Raw genomic sequence first — 1763 nt, forward strand, 5'->3', positions numbered from 1 at the left:
ACCTACGAGATGCCCTTCGGGATGGTTGAAAAGGTTCTGTGAGAAGTCCAATTCTTCCACCACGACAGGGCATTTCGCCGTTACGACACGCTCACCGACCCAACCGAATCGGTGCATCCAGGTTAAAAGGGAGTGGACAATGCGTGTCTTCAACGATGTCGACGAGCTCGTCGGGGCGGTCGGCGATCACCTCGGGTACGGCCCTTGGCTGGAGATCACCCAGGACCGGATCGATAGGTTCGCAGATGCGACAGACGACTGGCAATGGATCCATGTCGACCCGGACCGTGCCGCGGACGGGCCCTTCGGGGCGACGATCGCTCACGGATATCTCACCGAGTCGCTGATCCCGAAGCTCGCTGAAGACATATTCCGCGTTGACAACGTCCGGATGGGAATTAATTACGGTTCCAACAAAGTTCGCTTTCCGCATCCGGTACGTGCGGGTTCCCGCGTGCGGGCCGGCGCGACCCTGGTCGCGGCTCAGCACACTCCCAACGGTGTTCAGGCGGTGATCACCATCATCGTCGAGATCGAAGATGCATCTAAGCCTGCATGCATCGCGGAGACCGTGCGTCTTCTCGTTCCCTGACGTTCGGGAGTCAGGTCCACTTTGAACTGGTGTGTGAACGCCTTAATGGTTCAGTCGCCTCGAAAGGACATCCAGTGACCTCGCTTGGGTTGAGCGCGTTCGGTATGACGGGTCCCGATCTGCTGGAGTTGGCAATATGTGCCGACCAACTGGGATTCGATACCCTGTGGCTCGGAGAACACGTCTTCCATCCACTCGGGTACGGAAGTGATCACCCGACAGATGGGACGCAGGCGCACAGCCACCACATCGGCCCGATAATCGACACTGCCACCGAACTTACGGATCCTTGGGCCGTGCATGCGGCGATCGCAGCGACCACGTCACGCATCAAATTGGGCACCGCCGTGTATCTGGTTCCGCTCCGACACCCGTTGATGACCGCACGTACCACGATCACCGTTCAGGAGTTGAGCGGTGGACGTGTCCTTCTCGGGGTGGGCGCCGGTTGGTTGGAGGAAGAGTTCACAGCGCTCGGAGTTCCTTATAAGACTCGGATCTCGCGGACCGAGGAGTGCATAGAGGTGCTGCGGTCGGCGTGGTCGGGGAAACCGTTTATCCACAACGGCAAGCACTTCGACATCGGTCCCGTTCACGTTCATTCTCGTCGGGTCGAGGTTCCCGTCATCCTGGGAGGAAACGGACCCAAAGCGTTGGCGCGGGCTGCGCGTCTCGGGGACGGATGGTTTACCTCCGGCACTCCCACATTCGAGGGGGCGCTCGAGTTGGTTACCGAGATCACGCGCCTCCGTGAAGAATGCGGTACAGCAGGTCCTTTCGATTGCTATGTTCGTATCAAGGCCACGGAAGAAACCCAGATCCGGAAATACCACGATCATGGTATGACCGATCTGGTGGTGTGGGCCGACGCGTTCTGGAAGGGTGCAACCCTGGAGGAGAAGCGAGCCAGGCTGGGAGAGGCAGCCGCCAATTTGGGTGTGCGGCCGGGTGGATATCGGTCCGCGACCGTGTAGGTGGATCGGCCTGAAGTCCGCGAATACTGCTGCGGCACTGGTTAGTCCCCAGTACCGAGGCGGGCGGCGTGCCGGCATTTCCAGCTTCCTCCCACGCATCATCACGCAATCCCTTGACAGTGATCGCGGAACGTATAGCTACGTGGTGATGGAGTAGATCGGATCCCCGCCGATAAGCGTGGTGATCACCTGCTCGG

Annotated in this window: 2 protein-coding genes; both read left to right on the forward strand. The window is 59.7% G+C overall.

The window, feature by feature from the left end; all coding sequences use genetic code 11:
* The first annotated feature begins 139 nt into the window (after positions 1 to 139).
* A complete protein-coding gene (locus tag WAW17_RS15850) occupies positions 140 to 592 on the forward strand; it encodes a MaoC family dehydratase (protein WP_422333901.1) in 453 nt (150 codons plus the stop codon).
* Between the two features lie 74 nt (positions 593 to 666).
* Positions 667 to 1566, forward strand: a complete 900-nt coding sequence (locus WAW17_RS15855) for a TIGR03619 family F420-dependent LLM class oxidoreductase (protein ID WP_422333902.1) — start codon at positions 667 to 669, stop codon at positions 1564 to 1566.
* Positions 1567 to 1763 lie beyond the last annotated feature (197 nt).

This window comes from Rhodococcus sp. (in: high G+C Gram-positive bacteria), assembly GCF_049286785.1.
GTDB lineage: Bacteria > Actinomycetota > Actinomycetes > Mycobacteriales > Mycobacteriaceae > Rhodococcus_F.

What these genes read in the sequence shown, in the direction of transcription:
- WAW17_RS15850 (WP_422333901.1), top strand. Translation starts at nt 140, where the DNA reads ATGCGTGTCTTCAACGATGTCGACGAGCTCGTCGGGGCGGTCGGCGAT.